Origin of the sequence: Micromonospora sp. M42 (assembly GCF_000568915.1) — a bacterium.
Taxonomy (GTDB): Bacteria; Actinomycetota; Actinomycetes; order Mycobacteriales; family Micromonosporaceae; genus Micromonospora; species Micromonospora chalcea.
On sequence record NZ_KK037233.1, the window covers coordinates 4,724 to 8,135 of the forward strand.

Genomic DNA, 3,412 nt, shown 5'->3' on the forward strand with positions numbered 1-3,412 from the left:
GGCTTCGACTCGCTGACCGCCGTGGAGCTGCGCAACCGGCTCGTCGCCGCCACCGGGCAGGCGCTGCCCACCACACTGGTCTTCGACCACCCCACCCCGGTGGTGCTGGCCCGCTTCCTGCTCGCCGGCCTCTTCGGCGCCGACGCCGGGGCGGCTCCCGTCGACGTCCCGGCCGCCGTGGGCGACGACGAGCCGGTGGCCATCGTCGCCATGGCCTGCCGCTACCCCGGCGGCGTCGACGGCCCCGAACGGCTGTGGCGCCTCGTCGCCGACGGCGTCGACGCGATCGGCGACTTCCCGACCGACCGGGGCTGGGACCTCGACCGGCTCTACGACCCCGACCCGGCCAACCCCGGCACCACGTACGCCGACAAGGGCGGCTTCCTGCACGGGGCGGGCGAGTTCGATCCCGGTTTCTTCGGGATCTCGCCGCGCGAGGCGGCGGCGATGGATCCGCAGCAGCGGTTGTTGCTGGAGGTTTCGTGGGAGGCGGTCGAGCGGGCAGGGGTTGCGCCTGGGGTTCTGCGGGGTTCGCGAACAGGGGTGTTCGTGGGCACGAATGGTCAGGACTATGGGGCCCTGCTGATGGCTGCGGGGGAGCAGGCCGAAGGGTTCGGGGCCACGGGCAACGCCGCCAGTGTGGTGTCGGGCCGGGTGGCGTACGCGTTGGGGTTGGAGGGGCCGGCGGTGTCGGTGGACACGGCGTGTTCGTCGTCGCTTGTGGCGTTGCACCTGGCGGTGCAGGCGCTGCGGCGTGGCGAGTGCGACCTCGCCCTCGCCGGTGGCGTCACGGTCATGGCCACCCCCCGGCACCTTCTTCGAGTTCTCCCGGCAGCGGGGCCTGGCGGCCGACGGCCGGTGCAAGGCGTTCGCGGCGGGTGCGGACGGCACGGGCTGGGGCGAGGGTGTGGGCGTGCTGCTGGTGGAGCGGCTGTCGGACGCGCGGCGCAACGGGCACCGGGTCCTGGCGGTGGTGCGTGGGTCGGCGGTCAACCAGGACGGCGCCTCGAACGGGCTGACCGCCCCGAACGGCCCGTCGCAGCAGCGGGTGATCCGCCAGGCCCTCGCGGGCGCCCGGCTGGGCAGCGCGGATGTCGACGTGGTCGAGGCGCACGGCACGGGCACGACGCTCGGTGACCCGATCGAGGCGCAGGCCCTGCTGGCGACCTACGGCCAGGACCGCGAGGGCGGCGAGCCGCTGCTGCTCGGCTCGATCAAGTCCAACATCGGCCACACGCAGGCCGCCTCGGGCGTCGCCGGTGTGATCAAGATGGTGCTGGCGATGCGGGAGGGCGTGGTACCGGCGACGTTGCACGTGGACGAGCCGTCGCCGCACATCGACTGGACCTCCGGCGCGGTGGAACTGGCCACGCAGTCGCGGCCCTGGCCGGTGGTGGACCGGCCGCGCCGGGCGGCGGTGTCGTCGTTCGGCATGTCCGGCACCAACGCCCACGTGATCATCGAACAGGCCGACGAGCCGCAGGCCGTGGCTGCCGCTCCGGCCGAGCAGGGCCCCGGGCTCGTTGCCTCCGACGTCGTGGTGTGGCCGCTGTCGGGACGTTCGAAGGGCGCCCTGACCGGCCAGGCGGCTCGCCTGGCGGAGTACGTGCGCGAGCACGGCGAGGTGGACGCGGCGGCGGTGGGCTGGTCTCTCGCTGTTACCAGGTCGGTGTTCGACCAGCGGGCGGTCGTGGTCGGGTCGAGCGTGGAGGAGTTGCTGGCGGGGCTGGACGCTCTGGCGTCTGGGTCGCCGGCCGGCAACGTGGTCGCGGCGGCGGCTCTGTCGCATGGCGCGGGTGCGGTGTTCGTGTTCCCGGGTCAGGGTGCGCAGTCGGCGCGGATGGCGGCGGGTCTGGTGGGTCGTGCGCCGGTGTTCGACGCGCGGTTGGCGGAGTGTCAGCGGGCGTTGGCGCCGTACCTCGATGTGGACCTCGTTGCGGTGTTGACCGGTGACGACGAGTCGTGGCTGGCGCGGGTCGAGGTCGTGCAGCCGGTGCTGTGGGCCGTGGGTATGGCCCTGGCGGCGGTGTGGCAGCACGCCGGGGTCACCCCGGCGGCGGTGGTCGGTCACTCGCAGGGCGAGATCGGCGCGGCGTGTGTGGCGGGGATTCTCTCCCTGGAGGACGCGGCGAAGGCGGTGGCGTTGCGGTCGCGGGCGCTGACGGTGCTGCGGGGTACCGGGACGATGGCGTCGGTGGACCTGTCGGCGGAGGCGGTGGCCGAGCGGCTGCCGGCGTTCCCGGGTGTCGGGGTGGCGGCGGTGAACGGTCCGTCGACGGTGGTGGTGTCGGGTCCGCCGCAGCCGGTTGCGGATCTGGTGGAGGCGTGTCAGGCCGACGGGGTGCGGGCGCGGTTGATTCCGGTGGACTACGCGTCGCACTCCGTGGCGGTGCAGGACGTCGCGGAGCGGTTGCGCGCGGACCTGGCCGACGTGAGCCCGCAGCCGGGGCACACTCGGCTCGTCTCGACGTTGACGGGGGACTGGGTGGACCCGTCCTCGATGTCGGCGGACTACTGGTACGACAACCTGCGGCAGACCGTGCAGTTCGACGCCGCCGTGCGCGTCGCTGTCGCCGCCGGGCACACCACGTTCATCGAGATCAGCCCCCACCCGGTGCTGACGATGCCGGTGACGGCGATCCTGGACGATGCCGGCGTCACCGGGCACACGCTGGGCAGCCTGCGGCGCGGTGACGACGACCCGACGCGGCTGCTGACCAACCTCGCCACCGCCCACGCGATCGGCCTGCCCGTCGACCTGACGGCCGTCCTCGCCGAGACCGACGTGGTGGCACTGCCCACCTACGCCTTCGAACGGGGACGCTACTGGCTGGACGCGCCCGCGCACCGCGTACGCGACGTCGGCTCGGCCGGCCTCCAGGACACCGGGCACCCGCTGCTCAGCGCGGCCGTACCCGTCGCCGACGACCGGGCGGTGGTGCTGACCGGGCGGCTGTCGGTGCGTACCCACCCGTGGCTGGCCGACCACGCCGTCGGCGGGGCGGTGATCGTCCCCGGCACCGGCGTCGTCGACATGGTGGTCCGGGCCGGCGACGAGGTCGACGCCGGCCAGGTGGGCGACCTGACGCTGATCAACCCGCTGGTGCTCCCCGCGACCGGCGCGGTGCAGGTGCAGGTACGAGTGGGCCCGCCCGCCGACACCGGCGAGCGGAGCGTCACCGTGCACTCCCGCCCCGAAGAGGACGCCGACGCCGAGTGGACCCGGCACGCCGAGGGACTCCTGCTGCCGCAGCCGCCCGCCCCGACCGCCGTACCGGGGCAGTGGCCGCCGGCCGACGCCGTCGAGGTCGACGCCGACCTGGACGCCTGGTACGTGCAGACGGCCGAGGGCGGCCTCGGCTACGGCCCCTCCTTCCGGGGGCTGCGCCGGGTGTGGCGCGGCGACGGCGAG

Annotated in this window: 1 pseudogene; it reads left to right on the plus strand. The window is 74.4% G+C overall.

The annotated features are described in order from the left end of the window. Positions 1-3,412, plus strand: a pseudogene (locus MCBG_RS00010) (beta-ketoacyl synthase N-terminal-like domain-containing protein); the annotation flags it as partial.